Origin of the sequence: Streptomyces torulosus (assembly GCF_001419765.1) — a bacterium.
In the GTDB taxonomy this organism is placed as follows: domain Bacteria; phylum Actinomycetota; class Actinomycetes; order Streptomycetales; family Streptomycetaceae; genus Streptomyces; species Streptomyces torulosus.
Map to the genome: position 1 here is coordinate 1 of NZ_LIRK01001016.1, position 1,397 is coordinate 1,397.

The window sequence follows — 1,397 nt, forward strand, 5'->3', positions numbered from 1 at the left end:
CCCGACTGGCTGCCCCGCCGGGGTAGGGCCGGCGGGGCAGCCAGTCGGGGACGGCGTCGTCCCAGAAGTTGCCGTGGTAACGGACGTGCCGCACCGGGCGGTTGCCCCATTCCTCGCTGCACCCACCGATGGAGGCGCGGTAGTCGTAGACGGCGTTGTGACGCACGGTCATCCAGTTGCTGCTGTCGTCGGTGTAGATGCCGACGTTCCACACGCCGTACCGGCTGTCGGTGACCGCGTTGTCCCTGACGACGAGGCCGTCCGCGTACGAGGTGCCCTGTTCGCCGCGGAGGTAGATGCCGCCGCCGTCGGCCAGCAACCGGTTCGTGGCGAAGACCCGGTTGCCGACGATGCGGCCGCCCCGCATCAGGCCGCGCAGGTCCTCGCTGGGGCCGGAGAGGATGCCCGTGTACGGCACATGGTCGACCTGGTTGTGCGCGATGGTCGTCTCCCGGCCGCCGGTGTCCCAGATGCCGGAGGCGGCGTGGTACTCGGCCGCGATGTGGTGGATCCAGTTGTCGGTGATCCGGTTGCCGCGGTTCGTCCCCTTGGTGTCGGGCGGCAGGACGCCCAGGACGACACCGCCGTCCGAGATGTCGGTGAAGACGTTGCCGACGACGGTGTTGTGGGAGCTGTTCTCCGACAACTCCAGCCCTTGCGCGCCGAGTCGGACGAACCGGTTGCCCTGGAAGGTGATGCGCTCGGCGGTCCTGAAGGCGATGTTCCCCGGCACCGTACGGGCCTCCATCGCGCCGCCCGCCCCGCGGCCGGGCCTCATGTACATGCTCCACGCGGCGACGAAGCCGGCCGGCTCGTTCGGCGCCAGCCAGGTCGCGTCGGCGAACGTCAGTCCACGGAACGCCATGTCGTGCACCGGGCGGCCGGGGCGTCCGGTGCCGCTCAGCAGAGTCTCCAGGACGGGCGCCACCACCGATGTGCGGCGCAGGTCCTGGCCGGGCGCCGGACGGTAGAGGAGCCGATGGCGGCCGGGCCGGGAGCGGTCGAGGTACCAGCTGCCGGGCCGGTGCAGGAAGTCCGGCGCGTTCTCGACGAAGGACGGCTCGCCGAGGGACTCCTTGCCGTACAGGTCGCGGGCCAGTTTCCAGCAGGTCCGCTCCATGGTGATCGTGGTCCGCTTCCCCGGCCCCCGGGAGATGTCCGCGACGCCGCAGCGGCCCTCGACGTAGTCGAAGCGGTACACCAGTTCCAGGTCCTCGGGGTGGCGCCAGGACCGGGGGATCGCACTGGTGGTGGTATAGCCGGTCGCGGTGGTCCGCAGCTCGCCCGGCAGACCCGAGCCGAGGCTCGCCCGGGTCGCCCGCCGGCCGTCGACGTACAGCTGGCGGGTCTCCAGGGCGCCGACGTCCGCCCGCCACACCCCCTCCCGCTCCGGGTCC

At 71.7% G+C, this 1,397-nt stretch carries 1 protein-coding gene; it reads right to left on the reverse strand.

The window, feature by feature from the left end; translation table 11 throughout:
- The coding region (locus tag AOK23_RS43675) for a right-handed parallel beta-helix repeat-containing protein (RefSeq protein ID WP_055717887.1) at positions 1–1,397 on the reverse strand (1,397 nt) is incomplete at both ends.